Raw genomic sequence first — 19,213 nt, forward strand, 5'->3', positions numbered from 1 at the left:
TATCAAGAATTTATACAAGAAATACAATTATGGGGATCACTTGGAGTCGAGTCATAATGAACCGGGAAACGGCGAAGCTACTAGAGAATTTGCCGTTTTCAAAATGGCGAGTATTAGAAGTTTCAGGCAAGACTTGGGAAACTTTTGGGTTTCAAGAGTATGAAAATATCAACTATCCAGAATATGATATTTGTTCTGCACCCCTACCAAGAAAGTTTGATTTAATTATCGCAGAACAAGTTTTTGAGCATTTATTATATCCCTATCGAGCCGGTCGCAATATTATTTCCATGCTTTCCCCCGGAGGGTATTTTCTCATCTCTGTCCCTTTTTTAATAAAAATTCATAACTACCCTATAGATTGCACACGCTGGACAGAAACTGGACTCAAACACTTTCTCCACGAATGCGGATTTCCTCTAGATAACATTCAAACTGGCTCTTGGGGAAATCGCCAATGTATCATTGCTAATTTCTCTCAATGGGTCGAATATGATCCTCTTTCTCATTCCCTAGATAACGAACCAGAATTTCCCTACCACGTCTGGGCATTGGCGCATTTATAACATCAAGCTAGGGTCAATATAGCAGTTGCTAGATAGATAAGAATTTAGGCGTTGCTGATTTGAGGTATGAAAATGATTTTTGATGATTTCAAAACCCTTGTAGAGACGTTCCATGGAACGTCTCTACACCTAAATTCATACCTGGTTTCATCAACGCCAGAATTTACTGAAAATATTGCCAAGAAATTAACAATTCAGAACGATGAATTTTACAATCCCTGAAGAATATAACTTCCTATCTCGCTTTTACCGACTGGCATTTACAAATATTCTCTCTAGTATTGTTGTGCCATTGTCGGGTTTAATAGACCTAGCCTACTTGGGACATTTACCTGATATCCGTTACCTAGCAGGAGTTTCTTTAGCGACAATTCTTTTTAGCTACTTATATCGAGTTTTGAATTTTTTACGTTCTTCTAGCAATGGTATGACGGCACAAGCTGTAGGAACAAATGATCCAGAAGCCATACTATTAGTATTACTCCGAAATGGTCTGATTGCTTTCGGAATAGGTACACTCATCCTCATTCTTCAGTACCCTTTACAAACAGTAGGGTTTACCTTTTTAGTGGGTGCAACAGAGGTAAAAGATGCCGGTCTTGACTATTTTCAGGCTCGTATTTGGGGCGCACCTGCGGTTTTACTCAACTTTGTCCTAGTTGGTTGGTTTTTTGGCCGAGAACTTAATATTTTTGTGGTGCTAATATCTGTAATAGAAAGCCTAACTAATGTAGTGCTGGACTACTTATTTATTATTCGCTGGGGTTGGGCTAGTACAGGGGCTGGTTTAACTACAGCTATTAGCCAGTATGTAGCATTATTTATAGGTTTAATTATAGTTTGCTTCCACATTGATTGGTCAATTCTATCAGGTGTCATCCCAAAAGTTTTGGATTGGTCAGCTATTAAAGCTACCTTTAAGTTAAATAGAGATATGTTAGTTAGGAGTTTGGCCGTAGTCTCTACCTTTGCCATTTTCACTGAACTCAGTTCGGCAATGGGAACAGAGATATTAGCAGAAAATAGTGTTCTTTTTCAAGCGGCAGCTTTGAATATGTTTGTTGTTCAAGGAGTAGGATTTGCCACCCAAAGCCTAACGGGAAACTTTAAGGGACAAGGTACATTACAGCAGCTAAAACCATTACTAATTGTTAGTTTACTCACTAGCTTATTGCTTTCAATTCCCATTGCTATTTTATATATTCTTTTTCCAGAAACTATATTTGGACTATTAACCAACCACACTGAAGTAACTGAAAACATTTCTGACTATGTCAGATGGTTGTTACCATTCCAGGGGTTGTTTGCAGTTACCGTAATCTTGGAAGGATTCTTCGGAGGTTTAACCGAAGGGCGAACGTTACGTAATTCTGCCCTCATTTCCTTTGGTGGAGGTTTCATACCTATAGCTATAGCTAGTTGGTATTTTCACAGTAACCATCTTTTATGGTTAGCGATGACATTATTTTCAATAACGGCTATTGTGGTATTTTCATTTAAACTATTAGATACATTTACAAGTGAAATAAAAATTCCTACCGTTTCCTCTACAACTACTGAAAGTTAGGATAACTTTGCTATTACTTGAAAACCCTCGCAGGAGGGTAATTATTAACTTAACTTACATAATAGAATAAGATACAGTCATAAGAGGATGTTTGAAAAGTTTTTAATGTATAAATAAACCCCTCTCCAAACCTCTCCCCGACGCGGAGAGAGGCTTTGAAACACCCCTTCCCTGGTAGGGAAGGGGGCTGGGGGGTTAGGTTCTTGGAAATTATTGGTTTCATCTAATACTTTTCAAACAACCTCTAAGCCCCCTCCTCGCTTGCGGTGAACCAGCGCTGTAGGCGGGTTTCCCACCGTAGGCGACTGGTGAACCCGAAGGGGGCGGGGGTTGGGGGTGGGGTTCTTGTATTTCACTCAACCAATAACCGCTATAACACCGATTCAATCATCAAAATTAAGTAGTAAACTGTTTATTAGTTTGACTAGGGATTTGATTTATGATTGCCACTATTGCAACTATTCCCCTTTTTCAACTTGCTTCTGGTGAGTTTCTTTCTCTTCAAGTATATAAATTTGTTGGTGCTAAATCTGGTAAAAAAGTATATATACAATCTAACTTACACGGGGCTGAAATTGTTGGTAATGCTGTCATTTACCAATTAATTGATTTTCTCACAACATTAAATAATACTCAGTTAATAGGAGAAGTTTGGCTTGTACCTGTTTGTAATCCCTTAGCTGTTAACCAGCGAAATCATAACTTTTCTACGGGTAGATTCAATATTTATGATAGTCAAAATTGGAATAGAATTTTTTGGGATTATGAAAAACAACATGATGATATAGAAGAATTTGCCCGTTCTCAATTTGGTTTAGACATAGATACTATCAAATATAATTTTTCTCAAAAAATCAAATCTAGTTTCGATAGTCTTTTAGATAAAATCAATGCCCCTAGTAGTGTACAACTAACTGATAAATATCGCTACAAGCTGCAATCTCTTTCTTTCGATGCAGATTACGTCATTGATTTACATAGTCACACTGGAGAAGGAATAGAATACCTTTATTATTTCCGAAATCGAGAAGAAAGTGCCAATTTATTTCTCCTCAATTATGCCATTTTATTTGATGAATATGATGGTGATGCTTTTGATGAATCATTCATAAAACCCTGGTTAGCTTTAGAGAATGCTTTATTAAAATTAACCGGACAAAAAATGATATTTGATAAAGAAGCATGGACTTTAGAATTAGGAACGGGAATGCAAATGAATCCAGATTCAGTAACTAAAGGAGTGAGCGGAATTAAAAATTATTTAACTCAAAAAGGTATTTTAGCAATACAGGAATTTACCCAATCAAAAACTATATCTCGTCAAACAAATTTTCGTTCACTTAGTCAACTAAAAAAATATTGGAGTCCCGTAGGAGGAATGATTTTATCTAAAGCTGAATTAGGTACTTCAGTAAATCAGGGAGATTTGCTATATCAAGTTCTGACATTCAATAAAATCGGTGAATTACCCACAACTATTCATGTTCATGCAGAGAAAACAGGCTTGGTTTATGATACATCAATAAATAACTCTGTTAACGAAGGAGAATTTGTATTAGCGACTATGTAGTTTGTCATGGAAAACATTTAACACAGAATTATTCAATCTATTAATTCATCTGCGTTTATTTGCGTTTATCTGCGTTCAAATCTTGATTCTTAAATAAAATTACCATTTGTCTTGATTTGCATGAAGATAGATATCAGGATTGTCGGTTAATGGCAAGAAACCGTAATAAAACATTACACTAAAATAAATATCTGACTGGGATTTAGCGCCTAAAAAAATTATGACTCAACCAACTACAAAAATTTGTATACTAGGTGGTGGCTTTGGTGGACTCTACACCGCCCTGCGTTTAAGCCAACTCCCCTGGGATTCTACACCCAAACCTGAGATTATTTTAGTAGATCAGAGCGATCGCTTTGTCTTTTCTCCCCTGCTTTACGAACTCCTCACCAGAGAACTCCAAACCTGGGAAATCGCCCCACCATACTCAGAACTACTGCAAGGAACAGGAATCCAGTTCCACCAAGCCGCTGTTTCCACAATAGACATTAGCAAGCAAACAGTTCAATTACAAGATAAATCAGAACTAAATTATGACCGCTTAGTCTTAGCATTAGGTGGCGAACCCCCCCTAGACTTAGTTCCCGGTGCTGCCACTCATGCTTACCCTTTCCGTACTATCACAGATGCCTACAAATTGGAAGAACGTTTGCGAACTCTCGAAGCAGCAAAGCCAGAAAAAATCCGTGTTGCCATAGTTGGTGCAGGTTACAGCGGCGTAGAATTAGCTTGTAAACTAGCAGATAGAATCGGTGAAAAAGGACGTTTCCGCCTCATTGAACTCAGCGACCAAATTCTCCGCACTTCCCCAGAATTTAACCGTGAAGCCGCCAAAAAAGCCTTAGATAGTAAAGGCGTATTTATTGACCTAGAAACCAAAGTAGCAGCAATTGATCAAAATAGCATCTCTCTGGAGTATAAAAATCAAGTAGATACCATACCCGTAGATTTAGTCATTTGGACAGTGGGAACAAAAGTTTCTCCAGTTGTCACAGCCTTACCCCTCAAGCACAATCAGCGTGGACAAATCACCACCACACCGCAATTACAGGTGCTAGAACATCCTGAAATCTTTGCTTTAGGAGACTTAGCCGACTGTCTCGACGCAGACGGAAAACAAGTCCCCGCCACCGCCCAAGTCGCCTTTCAACAAGCCGATTATACCGCTTGGAATATCTGGGCTACTATTACCAATCGTCCCCTCCTCCCCTTCCGCTATCAACCATTAGGAGAAATGATGGCTTTAGGAATAGATAACGCCACCCTCACCGGGTTAGGTGTGCAATTAGATGGTTCTTTTGCCTACTTAGCCCGTCGTCTAGCGTATCTGTATCGTTTACCCACATTAAATCATCAATTAAAAGTCGGGTTTAATTGGTTAGTTAGCCCCATAATAGAAGCCATTTCCAAGTAATTAAATTAAAGATCCCCGACTTCTCAAAGAAGTCGGGGATCTGAAATGGTAAACTAGACAAATTCAGATATTATGGCTATGTATTTAGCGACTGCTGCGGACTAAAGTATTAATTCTTATGAAAAAGCCTAAAGTTATTTTTGTAGATGCTGTTGGTACATTGTTTGGGATTAAAGGTAGTGTTGGGGAAATTTACCGACAAATCGCCCAAGAATTTGGTGTAGAAGTTTCCGCCCAAATTTTAGATCAAAACTTTGTCAAAAGCTTCAAAGCCTCACCACCACCGATATTTCTTGATGCAGATATCAGAGATATTCCCCAGCGTGAATACGATTGGTGGCGGATAATTGCCTTAAATACCTTTGAAGGTGCCGGTGTTCTCCAAGAATTTACCGATTTTACCGCTTTTTTTACCGAACTTTATATCCACTTTGGAACTCCTGAACCTTGGTATGTTTATCCTGATGTAACTTTGGCGTTAATGAACTGGCGACGCTTAGGAGTTGAATTAGGAGTATTATCTAATTTTGATTCTCGTTTATATTTAGTATTGCAAGGTTTAAGACTCAGAGAATACTTTTCCTCTGTCACCATTTCCACTCAAGTTCGTGCCGCTAAACCAGATCCAGAAATATTTAAAATTGCTTTAAACAAGCATAAATGTTCAGCAGAAGAAGCATGGCACATTGGTGACAGCATAACAGATGATTATTATGGGGCTAAATCGGCAGGAATCAGAGGCGTTTGGATTAACCGTAATCCCACCGTCTAATACCGTAATTATACGGTGAATATAGGTTTGTGGTGTAAATTTTTCTTGCAAAAATTTTATATATAGCTATATTTACAAGTGATTACTGTTAACCTATAAATTATATTTTTAACTAGTTTGAGTAGTATGAAAAAATCTCTATCAAATATTTGGTATCAATTTCGTCAAGCTTTCTCAGTGACAGCAGAAAGTATTAATACAACCACCGCAACAGGTGAAGTAGTTTTAGAAGTAGCAACAGCCATTCAATCACAAGGTGCTAATTTAGAAATTTTGCAACTGTTACTGCAAAATTCATCTTCTTTATTAGATGTATTGTGTTCACCATTAACCCCAATAATAACTGGAGAATTATCATTCTTATCCCTGGGAGTAGCTGTTCTCAAATCTTATCGTGATCTTTCTCAAGAAACGCCTACTTTAGCAGATTACATATCTATTATTAGTCAAGTTGCCTATTTAGAAAGCATCCGGGATATTTTATCTTTATACCCTTCTTTAAACTATGATCACCCCGATAAAAATGAAGAATTAGGAGAAATATTAGCAACTATCAATAATATTGAATTAGATGAACAAACTGCTATCCAGACCATTGAATGTTTTTATGAATCTGAATTAGCAGTAGCATTTAATCAATTATTATCCACAAGGTTGATATCTGACTATTTGGGTAAATATCCAGCCAGACTTTTAGCAAAACGAATTGCGGTCAATACCAACTCACATATTATCAAGTTTTTGATAGATCTAGATGATGATATCATCCCAAATTGTCGAGATACATGGACAGCAGAATACCAGAATATTCAAAACATTCAGGAATATCTGCAACATCATATTGATACTCAAGCATTAGATCAGGTATTTGATCAAACTTGCTCATTGAAGAATATTTATATTCCTCTTAAAGCTCAATCTGTAAATCAATATGGGCAAATAAATATTAATGCTGAATCTTGTGATTTAGAAGCATGGGTAAAGAAAAATATCTTGACTGAAAACAACTTAGAAAAATTTATATTTATCCAAGGAAAAAGAGGCAGAGGTAAAAGTGTTTTCTGCAAAATATTCGCCAATTGGATCAGACAACATTTACATCCTTTCTGGACACCAATTTTAATTAATGTCAAAGATATCAAAGTTTTATCATCTCAGTTAGCAGAAACATTAACTGCAAATTTAGATATTAGCTTGATTCGTGGTAATCATCATTGGTTAAGAAATAAAAATCATCGTTTTGTTTTTATCTTTGATGGTTGGGACGAATTACCAACTGCGTCTAGAAATAATCAAAATCTGGAAAAATTTATTCAGCAAGTTAGCGAATTTCAGCAACAATGTGAAAATGATGAAAGCATGGGACATAAGGTATTAATTACCAGCAATGTGATTCCTTTATCAATTATCTCTAATTTACCCACAAATTTAGAAAGAGTAGAAATTCTTCCCTTAGATCAACAACAACAACAACAATGGTTAGGAAAATGGCAATCTCTACCAAATAATCACGGCAAAAATACAGATTTACAGCAGTTTCTAGTGAATCAAAAATGTCCTGCAATTATTCAAAAATTAATTTGTGAACCATTGTTACTATACTTTTTGGCGGGAATGTATCGAGATGATCAACTGGTAATTGATAATTTAGCAGCGGATAATACTCGAACTGCTACAGCTTTAATTTATCAATCAGCCATAAATTGGCTGATTGCTAAATCAGGTGATAGTTTCCATGATCAATTACTAAATTTAAAAGATATTCTCACAGAAGCTGCTGTTGCTGTCACCCAGTCAGGTGAAGAATTTTCTGCAATATCAATGCTAAAATCTCGGCTAGGAGATGATGCAAAATCTATCAAGGATGAAATTATCAAAACACCCTTAGCAGATTTTTATGTTTATCCTCATCATGAGTCAGACAATCAGGTAAAGTTTAGCCATCAAAGTTTTCGTGAATTTCTCTTTGCTGACAGGTTGAAATTAAGCCTAACTGCCTGGACACAGTATTATAATACGGAATCTGCGAAAGAATTAATTACTAATGAAGCAGAGATGAATTGGCAAATTTATGATTTGCTGGGTTTTGGCATTCTTACCCAAGAAATAGTTGAATATTTAATGGGTTTAATGATTGCTATTCCCAATTTTCGTTGGGTACAACTATATAGACGGTTGGATGATTTTTATGTTAGTTGGTGTCAAGGTAAATTTATTGATACGGCTGAAGAAACCTTACCCCAAACTAAGCTGCGAGAATTGCAAAATACTGGTGTTTATCAATTAGGTCAGCGTCAAGTAGATGTTTATGCTGGGTTAAATGTGATGATTTTACTTTTAGCTATACAGCGTTATGCTCAAGAGGATGAGTTACTCAAAGAGTATATAATTTTTTATCCCTCTGGTCAACCGGAAGAGAATAATTTCACCTATCAATTACAAAATATTATTTATTACAGTAGTTGTTTGCAGGGTGAAAATTTCCGCAGTTTAGTTGGTCAATTTTTGAGTGGCGCTCATCTTCGTAGTGCAAGTTTGTTACAAACAAATCTTAGTTACGCGGATTTAACAGAAGCAGACCTTAGCCGCGCTAGTCTTTATGGGGCAAACTTTAGCTATGCTAACCTTAACCGTGCCTATTTCATTGGTTCAGATTTAAGAGATGTAGATTTTTCTGGTGCAAATTTAGCAGAAACTTACTTGAGTGGTGCTAATCTGAGTCGTGCTAACTTATGCGGTGCAAATCTTCAAGATGTGGATTTGAGTCGCGCTAATCTGAGTGGTGCAGACTTACGCGGTGCAAACTTTGATGGTGCAAATTTTATGGGTGCTATATTTAGCGATAATACCTTTGGCGCTATTCGTTGGGATGAAAAAACTAATTGGCAAAATGTGGAAGGTTTAGAAATGGCGAAAAATGTCCCCTTGACTTTGAAGAAACGATTTTTGAGAGACTTTTAATTTCTGGGGGGAGAAATTGTCCGGGGAAACCCCGCCCCTACTTTTTGTTTAAAATGGAATGATATGAGGATATATTTAGATATCTATAATTGTCTCAATCTACCGTTTGTTCTTGAATCTATGAAGTCTTATTTAGCCGCCGCTATTCAAATGACCAGTGTGCCTGATTTACAAAAAAATTTGGCACAAGCAGAAGAATTAATTGATTTGGCTGTGCGTCAAGGTGCAGAGTTGGTGGGTTTACCAGAAAATTTCTCTTTTATGGGGGAAGAAAAGGATAAACTAGCTCAAGGAAATGCGATCGCTCAGGCAACGGAAACATTTCTCCAAAAAATGGCACAACGCTTTCAAGTTACCATTCTCGGCGGCGGCTTCCCTATCCCTGTAGATAGTAGTGGTAAAGTTTATAATACAGCATTACTGATAAATGCCAACGGTCAAGAACTCGCCCGTTACCAAAAAGTCCATTTATTTGATGTCAATGTCCCTGATGGTAATACCTATCAAGAATCCAGCACCGTCATGGCTGGACTTGAATTACCTCCCGTTTACGCTTCCCCGGAGTTAGGGAAAATTGGCCTTTCTATTTGCTATGATGTTCGCTTTCCCGAACTGTACCGACATCTATCCAATCAAGGCGCAGATATTCTATTTGTTCCCGCAGCCTTTACGGCTTTTACTGGTAAAGACCATTGGCAAGTATTACTCCAATCTAGGGCGATAGAAAATACCTGTTACGTTATTGCTCCCGCCCAAACTGGTACTAATTATGACCGTCGCCAAACTCATGGACACGCCATGATTATTGACCCTTGGGGTGTCATTTTAGCAGACGCTGGGGAAAAACCAGGAGTGGCGATCGCCGAAATCAAACCCACCCGACTAGAACAAGTTCGTCGCCAAATGCCATCCCTACAGCATCGTGTATTTTAACCACACCCCGGCAGATCCCCGACTTCTTCAAGAAGTCGGGGATCTATTTGGGATCTATTTCCTAAGTCAGCAAAATCTTTTTTCCCAAAACACTTGACATTATCTGAAGAGAACTGCTATATTCTCTATAGTGAATTCGTTGGGGCGTAGCCAAGTGGTAAGGCAGTGGGTTTTGGTCCCGCCATCCCTAGGTTCGAATCCTAGCGCCCCAGTTATAGAAAGAGCAAGTTTTAACAGCTTGCTTTTTTTTATACTCAAAACAGTTGGAACATGGACTTTTATAAAATTACAAAAAACCTTGATTTGTAGGGGTAAACCAAAAGCTTATTGGTGTCAACTTAACGTAAAACATCTATCCCGCAAAGAACTCAAGTCGTCTCATTCCCAGTCAGAGACTGTTCTTCCCTCCCCTGCCCCCTCTGCCTCTCTTCTCCCCCTGCTTGCCTTCACCCGTCATTTTCGGGTTGACAGACTACTAGTGGTCATCGGATTAGCTTACCAACAGCAATTGAATATGTATTACACTGCACACCAAAATATCGCTTACCAGAAACTACCCGCATTGCTGATAAATTAGCCTCTGCAAGATAAATATTTCCACAATATTTGCAGAAAATTTATGTTCCTCACACTGATTAGACATATACCTGCTTGAAGGTATTAGCCAAGAACTACTTGCTGAATACTTTCTGTTAAGTATATCTGTAATCATAGGAAGAATAAGTATTGATTATTAACCAGAAAACACTGAGTATCAAATATCTCTAAAAGTTTTCTAATTATCATCTTCTTCCAGATATATTGTTGCAATTTGAGAGGAATATGATTGTGGCTACAAATGTGATAACATTGAAAAAATTACTTACTAGCTCTACACATAGGGTAATTGATATCAAAAAAATAGTTCCAATTGCACTTTATCATCGGTGGTTAATATTAGGGATTTCCTGTGCAGTCATGTCAGTAACAAGTCTAATAGCTGTCACTACTAAACCAACTTATCAAAGCTATATGCAAATATTGGTAAGTTATAATTCAGATAAATCTTTACCAAATAGTAAAATCGAAAAGATAACAGAAGACTTACGTAAACCGCAGCTATCATCCATTGACTACAGTAGTCAAGTTAAATTAATGCTGAGTAGTAAATTACTACAGAAAACTGTAAATTTACTTCATGCTGATTACCCACAAATGACCATAGAAGATATTTATAATAACAGCAAAATTGATGAAGTTTCATCTTTAGGACTAACTCAGTTACCAGTAGATACAGGAGTTAATCAAAATTTTACCCAAGTATTTTTACTCTCTTTTACAGACAAAGATCCTCTCAGGACAAAAAGAGTATTACAAGCTTTAGAGAAAGTATATCAGGACTATAATACCGATCAAAAAAATCAGCGGATTAATCGAGCATTAGCTTTTGTTAATAACCATATACCGCAACTGCAAAAAGATGTATTAAAAGCCGAGAAAAAATTAGAAAAATTTCGTCAACAAAATAGTTTAATTGATCCAATTTTACAAAGTCAAATTTTATTACAGTCTTTAGCAGATATTCAAAAACAGCGGCAAACAACTCGCGCTCAACTGCAAGATGTCCAAATTAGACATAACAGCCTAGAACAAGCAATTGAGTCTTCCAGTCAAAATAACATAAATATGAATGATTCCCCGGAATCTAGCCAAAATCAAGCCTTAATTAGTGAATTTAAGCAAACAGAACAAGCCTTAACGCAAGCTCGTTTTCTTTATACAGAAAAACATCCTATCATCCAACAACTGAAGCAGAAACAGCAAATTATCAGTACACTATTACAACAACAAGGACAAAATAAAACTATTACTATCAATAGTAAATCAAAATTATCAAAACAAATCATTCCAAAGGTAGAAAATGATTTAACTCAATTAAAAATGAACGCATTAGGACTAATTGCTTATGATCGTGATTTAGCAGAATCCGAACAAGAAATTCGTTCTTTACTGAATACATATCCAAGTTTAATTACAGAATACAAGAGGTTAGTTGCCAATATAGAAATTTATCGCAAAACACTGCAACAATTGACGCAAGCGCAAAATTCATTAGGTGTCAAAATTGCTCAAGAAGGTTTTAATTGGCAAATTTTAGAAGAACCCGCTTTAGGAATACATATAGGTAATTTACGCTGGTTACTAATTTTTGGAGGAATATTAATGGGGCCAATATTGGGTTTAGCAGCAGCCTTAATTTGGGAAAAATTTAATAATGCAATTTTCTATACTCAGGATTTACAAAATTTGACCAATATTCAGTTATTGGGGTCAGTACCAAGATTAGGAAAACGTCAAAATAGTTGGACAAACCAACTAAAATCTATAGTTAGAGATAAATCTAAAAATGTAGATATTTCTCATCCAGGAATTATCAAAAATTTGCCGAATCATAAAACATTGGATATTATTTACCAGAATATTCAGATGTTAAATAATTCTCTACCTTTAAAATCATTGATGTTAACTTCTGCACTACCAGGAGAAGGAAAAACAACTTTGGCTTTAGGGTTAGGATCTAGTGCGGCTCGAATGCACCAAAGAGTATTAATAATTGATGCTAATTTGCGTTCTCCCAGTTTACATAAAACTCTAGGGCTGACCAATGATTGGGGTTTATCCTTATTACTGGTTGATGATATCAATACATCATTTAATACTTACATTCAGCCCATCCACCCAGCTATTGATGTTTTAACTGCTGGTCCCATACCAGAGGATGTGGTAAATCTGTTGAGTTCCGAGCGAATGCAAGAATTAATGGATTTATTTGAACTAAACTATGATTTAGTCTTAATAGATGCACCCTCTGTTTTAGATACAGTTGATGGCAGAATTGTGGCTTCTTTATGTAATGGGATTGTTATGGTAGGACGGATTGGTAAAGTTACTCCCCATAAATTGATGGAAGCTACAGAAATTTTAAGCAAGTTAAATTTAATTGGCATTGTTGGTAATGAAGTTTATGATTCTCCCCAAATATTGACACCTTGAAAAGAGGAGTCAGGAGTTTAGAAGAAGAAAGAAGAAAGAAAATTACCCAGTTTCCAGTTCTCAATCTGTCTGTTTAGAGAATTGCTGAACTAGAATAGTAGACGCTTGTGATCAAACAATTAGCATGAAATTCCAACTTTTATTAGGCAATTTGTTTTCTGAGATTAAAGGTAGACATTGGTGGATAGGTATCCTGATCTGGTTTGTATTACTTGCTCCTGCACAAGCATCTGTAATTCTGCGTGTGGCAATTGAAAGAGAAGTCAAACAGGTAAAAGTCGGTGCTTCCACAACCGCTATTGTGAAAGATAGTAGTGGTAAGACTCTTGGAGAACTACCGGGAATGAGTGCCTTTGCGGCTCAAGCAGTTCCTGGAGGAGTAGCTTTAGATAGATGGCAATCCGGGTTATTTTGGATAGAACCCACCAAGAAGGGATATGTTTATATTGGCGATCGCTGGTTTCGTGGTAGAACCCTAGTAGTCCCCACAGCCAATGGTTTAACCGCTGTGAACTGGGTAGATTTAGAAGAATATCTCTACAGCGTCATTGGTGGAGAAATGGACACTAGCTGGCCACAGGAAGCCCTGAAAGCTCAAGCCATAGCAGCCCGTACCTATGCCCTCTATGAACGTGAAAGACAACGGAGAAATCCCCTTTACGACTTAGGAGATAGTCCAGACCGTTGGCAAATTTACAAAGGTGTCAGTAGTGAATCCCCCAAAACCTACAGCGCAGCAGACACCACCGCCGGCAAAGTCCTCACCTACAACAACCAAATCATTCTTTCCGTCTTTCACGCTTGTTCCGGTGGACACACGGAAAACGTCGAAGATGTTTGGACTAGCAAAGAACCTTACCTGCGGGCTGTTCCCGACTTTGATCAAAATATCAAAGAATGTAACTGGGTAAAAACCTTTACCCCCGGAGAAATTAGCACCAGAATTTCCGGTGTCGGTAATGTCAAAGACATGATCATCGAAACTCTCTCACCATTTAAAAGTGTCAAATCCCTAAAAATTATTGGTGATAAAGGGACTAAAATTCTCCAAGGTGAAGAAGTGAGAACCGCACTCAGAATTAAAAGTACCCGTTTTATTGTTAATAAAGACGTAAATGGCGGTTTTGTTCTCCAAGGACTAGGTTTTGGACACGGTTTAGGAATGAGCCAGTGGGGAGCTTACGAACTAGCAAAACGTGGTGCAAACCACCTGCAAATTTTAGGATACTACTACAAAGGTGTAGCCCTGACACCCATTCAAGCAAAGTAGTATTTTGAGGAAACAGGGAACAGGGAACAGGGAATAGGGAACAGGGAAGGTAACTGTTCACAGGATGAATTCGGATACAAGAAAAAATAAGTAGAAAGACATGGTAGAGTAGAAGGCATGGAAAAAATCAGCCTCATCTGCCACATCTATAAAACGGAAATACCGGAAACGGATTGGGAACAGACTCCAACCAGTGTCAAAGGACGGATGGAGGAGATGGAGCAGTGGATACAAGAATTAGAAGAAAAACTAAATAGAACATCAAAAAATTCATCATCACCACCATCAGCAGACCCGCTCAACACCCAAAAGAAACCAGTCAAGAAAAAGAGTGGAAAAAAAAGAGGAGGACAACTAGGACACAAAGGATTTGCAAAGTTTCTGTATCCAGAATCTGATTGTGAAGAGGTAATAAATTATAAGCCAGAGTCCTGTAGTAGCTGTGGAGGGCAGTTAGAAGGAGAAGATGCAAACCCGTACAGACACCAGCAAGTAGAAATACCACCCATCAAACCCATCGTCATAGAACATCGGTTACATCAACTCGAATGCGGAGAATGTGGTAAAAGTACAAGAGCAAAATTACCAGAAGAAGTAGATCCGAATCATTATGGAACAAGAGTTGTAGCTCTTGTTGCGGTGTTGAGTGGACTGTATCGCCATAGTCAGAGAACGGTGAAAACAGCAATGGCGGAAATATTTGACATCAGACTCAGTTTAGGAACAATCAACAAACTGAGAATGGAAGCAAGTAACTCGGTAGAAAAGGCGGTAGAAGAGGCGAAAACCTACATCCAGAATGCGGCAGTAGTAGGTGCAGATGAAACCAGATTTAGTCAAAAAAACACGGATGGATATAACAGCAAAAATAGTCAAGCCTGGTTGTGGCTGTCTTAGTCTAAACTCCAGATAAGTAGGTGGGCGTTAAAAATTGTCGTTGGGGCAAGGGAACAGGGAACTCTTAACTGGGAACAGGAAGAGAGTTTTGAGTGATTTTACTTTTCTTCACATACCTTTAAATTTTTCTGTTCACCTACTTAGCGTGTCCGCAGGACCTTTACCCCAAGAGGGCTATCAAGAACGGTTTCGATAAACCTTCCAACCATGAAAAAACAAACTCAAGCCCCAACCTAGTAGTGGAAAAATTGCCCAAAAATATAAAGGGCTTATTACCAAATTTAACAAGACTAAAAAAATATTGATTGCAATAAAATTAGTCAGGTGAGATTTGAATTCTTTACGTTGGCGGGTATTCAGCATATGTTGCCTTTGCGCTTTTGTTCGCTGTATCGACCATTCTTGTTCAGCAGATTGGAGTGCTTCTGCTGAGATATCTAATTCTGATGCTATCTCTATAAGCTGTTCTCGTGAAAATTCTTTCTCCTGCTTGTGAGTCAATGCTATCTGCAAAATTTGTTGCACTTCTTCTGAATGGTAGATCATATAAATACCTTGACGGGGGACAAAATAGGTTAAAAAGCTTAGGTTTCATATAGTCGCTGGGGAAGTACCAATGTACTCATGCCGCATTCGCAAAAATGGATAGCTTAAGCGAAGGGCTACCTCACATCTTGCACCAATAAAAAATGATGCAATTTAATCACACAGTATAATCCTAAAACCCTTGATCTACAGTTACAAACCAATAAAAATAAGGTAGCCTTATCGCACTTCTTTTTAGTTTATCTGGAATTGTACGGAGAGGTGCAAGATGTGAGCTACCCACTTACCTGTTAGAAACCGAAGAATAATAGTACGAATTTCTGTCATTATAACTGGGTAGAGTCGAAGGCGGGTATTATCCCGCGCTCCTCTCTGTTAAATCTGCGCTTGCGATTTTCACCGCACCCAGCTTCCGACGTTCTTAGCTTTCGCGTTTGCTCTTATGGATATAGTCGTGGCAGCTTTCATGAATGGCTAGAAGGTTTTTAGTTTTCCAGTTTTGGTGGTTTCCATCAACATGATTTCAGAGGGAACAGGGAACGGGCAACAGGGAACACTTCGACAAGCTCAGTGCATCGCAGGAAAAACTCATGTTTAAAAACATGAGATTGAAATAATGACACGGTCACTGAGCGGTGTCGAAGTGCTGTTTTTTTCGTGCTACGCATCTTTTAAAAACATCCTTTTTTTGACTGAGCTTTAAACTCAGCAAATGAGTGTTTCTTATTTGCTCCCTGTTAAGAGTTCCCTGTTCCCTGTTCCCTTCTTTTGTAAATGTACCTTCTCGTCACTAAGTAGCTTTAATCCGCAATATCCACAAGTATGGTTTTGCCGTTTGAGGGCTTTAGAGGTATTGTTGTTATAGAGCTTGCTGTTACGCTCGCTCCAGTAACTAAAGTCTCCATCGTAGGGTGATTTCTCGCCTTTGACGCTGATGTGTTTGTTTTCGGAGTAAGGGACTGCTGGGAACGCTTTATCTAGTAATTGCTTACAAGTATGGCGGTTCTGCTTAGTTTCCTTGTTGAATACCTTGAAAGCTCTGTGTTGGATGTGGTACAGCGAGTTACGTGACCCGTCCATTTTACAGAAGCGATGGTAATTCCTCCAACCTCTAACTACAGGGGCTAATTTTTCAGCCTTTGTGGTAGCACCATAATTCGAGCAGTTGACGATGGCTTTTACTTTCTTACGAAAAGCTTTAAAGTTATCCACTGATGGGACGCATCTAAATTTTCCGTTATTCTGGACTTTAAAGTGCCAACCGAGGAAATCAAATCCATCTGTCGCGGCGGTTAGCTTGGTTTTCTTTTCACTAACTTTCATTCCCCGCTCTGCTAAAAACTGACTGATTTTATCAAGTATTTCCTGAGCATCGTCTTGAGGTCTGAGTATTATTACCATGTCGTCCGCGTATCGGATTGATGGCTCTTTAATACTTTCCCTTGGAGTTTTGTCCGTGATTCTTTTATTAGATGCCTCGTGGTATCTATGAATACTTTCAATCCCATTCAAGGCGATATTAGCTAAAAGTGGACTTACTACCCCGCCTTGTGGTGTTCCTTGTTCGGGAAATTCTGGATTGACCCCTGATTTAAGACAGCGGAAGATTCCCTGTTTTATGCTTTTGGGGGCGATGAGTCTATCCATGATGGCGGTGTGGTTTATCCTGTCAAAGCATTTTTCGATATCGAGTTCTATGACTCGTTTTTCTATTCCTTTTGCTTGAGAGTTTAGATTATGGAACAGGACTTTTTGAGCGTCATGTGCTGACCTACCTGTTCTCAGTAAACCAAAAAGTTTTTCCCAAAAAGCGATTCCTATAAAACACTGATGCTATCATCAAACAATCAGTAATATAAAATACTTTTTAATTCCCAGTGTTCTAACCAGTAGATATCATATAGATAACAATTACTTATGATTGGCTGGGTAATAATTTCTTGACGCTAACCGGATGGAATATAAATGCTTTCAACGACTTGATATTTCCTCTGTAGGGCTTGAGATAAAAAAGCTAACATCTGTTTGAGTGTGAAAAGTGTGCGATAAATTAATCGACTACCCTTCCTTTTACGGCTGATTTTGAGCCATAGTAGATTCACCCAGATATTAACTAGAAGAAAGGATATTCCAATGAATAGTAATCTCAAAACTGGATTTTTGTTATTCGTCTTAATTCGACAAATATTTTTCAGACGATAACTAGTTTCAATGCCAAATCTTTTTCGATAATCTTGATAGATATAATTTAAATTTGTTTTGACCTTATAAGCAAGATAAACAAAGTATTGAACTCCATGCTTTTTATGCTTTCCCTTTCTATATTTACAGACAATCCATAAATCAAATGTGACGAAATCATCTTTGTCTCTTGTAATGGTATAGGTAGTTTTATAACTTTTTTTACCCTTGAGAAATTGTTTGATTCCTCCTTTTTTTCCAGTCTTGATAGCAGGCATAAGAAAGGGGATATCTAATGCCTGTAACCATCTAATTACAGGAGTATTAAAAAATCCTCTATCCAAGTAGAGTTTTTTTACATTTATTTTGAGGGGTTCAAGTTCTGCTAATAAATAAGTAATTAAAGCCACACTAGTATCTAATTGGCGAACACCTCTTATTGCCAGAGTTACACGCTTATTATTACTAATAACGTATAAAGTGGCATAGGCGTAAAATGAATTAGTACCAGATTTAGCTTCACTTCGATATATGTAGGGTAATTCTGACGGTGTTGGTTTACCATAATAACAAATTAAATTTAAATCAATCGCTATTTTTAAACACCCCTTTTTTAATCCTAAAGGAATTCGACTTTTTAATGCTTGATTTATTTGCGCTTCTAATTCCTCAAAATTATTAATTTTATTGAGATGATATCTAATATCATTAGCTGTCGGAATATTTTTTAACAATTTAGCTGTGTTTTCAATACTGTCTCCAGTGCTGGCTGCTTTAACCAGAATCTCGAATAAAGTTTGTTGGTCACAGGCTCCTTGCGTTTCAATCGAAAAATTTTCTACTAAACACTGAATAACCTGCGTCTTGGGTTTCTGAGTCGGTTAAAACGAGTTCTTCTGTAGATTCGCCCTGCGTGGCTTTTGTTAGAGATGAAACAGTCAATTTTTTCAACCAATATGCTACACACTACATTCATCATTTCATATTTTGACCCAGTGCAAATTACTATAACTATTTCTTATGTATTTAGTATTTTATATCACATAAATGTCTATCGTATTTTGTTGTTGATGCCTGCTTCGTCTGTAGCAATAGCGTTAGCATTCCGTAAAAATCGCTCTTTGGGAAAAACTTTTTGGTTTACTGGTTCTGAACCCGAAACTCCTGGCGTGGAAAGTTGCTTCGTGTGCTGGTTCTAGTGCGTATTTTGCTAGGCATTGCCAGGCTCTATCCGCAATAGTGGGGATTTTCAGCATTCTAATAGTACCGTCCTTTTTGGGGATTGGTATTTCACCTGAGTTCGATGTAAGAAAACCAGCTAAAAATGAGTATTCAAAAGGGTTAGAGGCTTTTCTGGAAAGAGCCTATATTCTCAATAAGCCTTAATTATTGAGAATTAATAGGAAACCAGCCTAGATTTAAGTAAATTTTCATAACAAAATCTAAATTTATATTACGAATACTATTTGAATACAAACTCAAAGTACCTCAGATTAGGGACAA

General features: G+C 37.6%; 13 protein-coding genes, 1 tRNA gene and 3 pseudogenes. 13 read left to right on the forward strand and 4 right to left on the reverse strand.

From position 1 onward, the window contains the following. The first annotated feature begins 29 nt into the window (after window positions 1–29). The 12 genes and pseudogenes from HEQ36_RS15355 to HEQ36_RS15410 all read left to right on the forward strand — a co-directional run bounded on the left by HEQ36_RS15355 (window position 30) and on the right by HEQ36_RS15410 (window position 14,983). On the forward strand, window positions 30–566 hold the full coding sequence (locus HEQ36_RS15355) for a methyltransferase domain-containing protein (RefSeq protein WP_168635342.1): 537 nt from the start codon (window positions 30–32) through the stop codon (window positions 564–566). Between the two features lie 202 nt (window positions 567–768). Continuing rightward, a complete protein-coding gene (gntT, locus tag HEQ36_RS15360) occupies window positions 769–2,133 on the forward strand; it encodes a guanitoxin biosynthesis MATE family efflux transporter GntT (protein WP_168635343.1) in 1,365 nt (454 codons plus the stop codon). A gap of 439 nt (window positions 2,134–2,572) precedes the next feature. Next, on the forward strand, window positions 2,573–3,703 hold the full coding sequence (locus HEQ36_RS15365) for a succinylglutamate desuccinylase/aspartoacylase family protein (RefSeq protein WP_168635344.1): 1,131 nt from the start codon (window positions 2,573–2,575) through the stop codon (window positions 3,701–3,703). Window positions 3,704–3,923: 220 nt separating this feature from the next. Further along, complete coding sequence (locus HEQ36_RS15370) at window positions 3,924–5,117, forward strand: NAD(P)/FAD-dependent oxidoreductase (protein ID WP_168635345.1); 1,194 nt, start codon at window positions 3,924–3,926, stop codon at window positions 5,115–5,117. A gap of 118 nt (window positions 5,118–5,235) precedes the next feature. Next, complete coding sequence (locus HEQ36_RS15375) at window positions 5,236–5,889, forward strand: HAD family hydrolase (protein WP_053539933.1); 654 nt, start codon at window positions 5,236–5,238, stop codon at window positions 5,887–5,889. Window positions 5,890–6,015: 126 nt separating this feature from the next. Continuing rightward, entirely contained in the window at window positions 6,016–8,850 is a 2,835-nt protein-coding gene (locus HEQ36_RS15380; protein WP_168635346.1) for a pentapeptide repeat-containing protein, read from the forward strand. A gap of 120 nt (window positions 8,851–8,970) precedes the next feature. Continuing rightward, the gene (locus tag HEQ36_RS15385) at window positions 8,971–9,783 is read left to right on the forward strand and encodes a carbon-nitrogen hydrolase family protein (protein ID WP_027404055.1); all 813 of its coding nucleotides are present in this window, start codon (window positions 8,971–8,973) and stop codon (window positions 9,781–9,783) included. Window positions 9,784–9,923: 140 nt separating this feature from the next. Then, window positions 9,924–9,995, forward strand: a tRNA-Gln gene (locus HEQ36_RS15390). Window positions 9,996–10,260: 265 nt separating this feature from the next. Continuing rightward, window positions 10,261–10,374 (forward strand): annotated as a pseudogene (locus tag HEQ36_RS15395) (endonuclease V); the annotation flags it as partial. A gap of 231 nt (window positions 10,375–10,605) precedes the next feature. Next, window positions 10,606–12,816: a polysaccharide biosynthesis tyrosine autokinase gene (locus HEQ36_RS15400; protein WP_205748414.1), complete on the forward strand. Its 2,211-nt coding sequence runs from the start codon at window positions 10,606–10,608 to the stop codon at window positions 12,814–12,816. A gap of 124 nt (window positions 12,817–12,940) precedes the next feature. Next, window positions 12,941–14,086 carry a SpoIID/LytB domain-containing protein gene (locus HEQ36_RS15405; RefSeq protein WP_053539930.1) on the forward strand — a complete coding sequence of 382 codons (1,146 nt, stop codon included), beginning with the start codon at window positions 12,941–12,943 and terminating at the stop codon, window positions 14,084–14,086. Window positions 14,087–14,203: 117 nt separating this feature from the next. Beyond that, window positions 14,204–14,983, forward strand: a complete 780-nt coding sequence (locus tag HEQ36_RS15410) for a DUF6444 domain-containing protein (protein WP_053539929.1) — start codon at window positions 14,204–14,206, stop codon at window positions 14,981–14,983. Between the two features lie 177 nt (window positions 14,984–15,160). Here the strand turns inward: HEQ36_RS15410 and HEQ36_RS15415 are convergent, their stop codons facing one another. The 3 genes and pseudogenes from HEQ36_RS15415 to HEQ36_RS15425 form a co-directional block, all read right to left on the reverse strand. Beyond that, window positions 15,161–15,529, reverse strand: a complete 369-nt coding sequence (locus HEQ36_RS15415) for a 2TM domain-containing protein (RefSeq protein ID WP_168635347.1) — start codon at window positions 15,527–15,529, stop codon at window positions 15,161–15,163. A 723-nt stretch (window positions 15,530–16,252) separates the two neighbouring features. Continuing rightward, window positions 16,253–17,329: pseudogene (locus tag HEQ36_RS15420) on the reverse strand (reverse transcriptase domain-containing protein); the annotation flags it as partial. 146 nt (window positions 17,330–17,475) lie between these two features. Further along, window positions 17,476–18,564: an ISH3 family transposase gene (locus tag HEQ36_RS15425; RefSeq protein ID WP_325064634.1), complete on the reverse strand. Its 1,089-nt coding sequence runs from the start codon at window positions 18,562–18,564 to the stop codon at window positions 17,476–17,478. Between the two features lie 102 nt (window positions 18,565–18,666). Here HEQ36_RS15425 and HEQ36_RS15430 point away from each other — a divergent pair, with 102 nt between their 5' ends. Next, window positions 18,667–18,909, forward strand: a complete 243-nt coding sequence (locus HEQ36_RS15430; RefSeq protein ID WP_290708008.1) for a hypothetical protein — start codon at window positions 18,667–18,669, stop codon at window positions 18,907–18,909. On the opposite strand, the pseudogene HEQ36_RS15435 reads toward HEQ36_RS15430, so the two are convergent. After that, window positions 18,850–19,002, reverse strand: a pseudogene (locus tag HEQ36_RS15435) (RNA-dependent DNA polymerase); the annotation flags it as partial. The gene HEQ36_RS15430 and the pseudogene HEQ36_RS15435 sit on opposite strands and share 60 nt — an antisense overlap. Between the last annotated feature and the right edge of the window lie 211 nt (window positions 19,003–19,213).

Source organism: Anabaena sp. 54 (assembly GCF_017355725.1).
GTDB classification, from domain to species: domain Bacteria; phylum Cyanobacteriota; class Cyanobacteriia; order Cyanobacteriales; family Nostocaceae; genus Dolichospermum; species Dolichospermum heterosporum.